Annotated in this window: 2 other RNA genes; both read left to right on the top strand. The window is 56.6% G+C overall.

Annotation, left to right across the window (positions count from 1 at the left end):
* Positions 1 to 73, top strand: a non-coding RNA gene (locus tag KQJ19_RS23920) — RtT sRNA; the annotation flags it as partial.
* Between the two features lie 44 nt (positions 74 to 117).
* Positions 118 to 235: non-coding RNA, RtT sRNA (locus KQJ19_RS23915), on the top strand; the annotation flags it as partial.

The following is a 235-nucleotide window of genomic DNA, read 5'->3' as shown; positions in this document are numbered from 1 at the left end:
GAGAAAGCGTTGCCGCAGGCAACGACCCGAAGGGCGAAGCGCACCGCGCTGAGTAATCCTTCCCCCACCACCATCACTTCATAACGCACCTGTATCAAATCCATCTGTAATGTCTCATATTCTGCCCCAGCGGGAAGGATGAGAAGCTTCGACTAAGGTTCGATTCGAGCGTTAGCGAGAAAGCGTTGCCGCAGGCAACGACCCGAAGGGCGAAGCGCACCGCGCTGAGTAATCC

The organism is Citrobacter sp. S46_ASV_140 (genome assembly GCF_018919545.1).
Classification (GTDB): Bacteria; Pseudomonadota; Gammaproteobacteria; order Enterobacterales; family Enterobacteriaceae; genus Citrobacter; species Citrobacter braakii.
The sequence above is the reverse complement of the archived record's forward strand: the minus strand, read 5'-3'. Positions and strand labels throughout refer to the sequence as shown.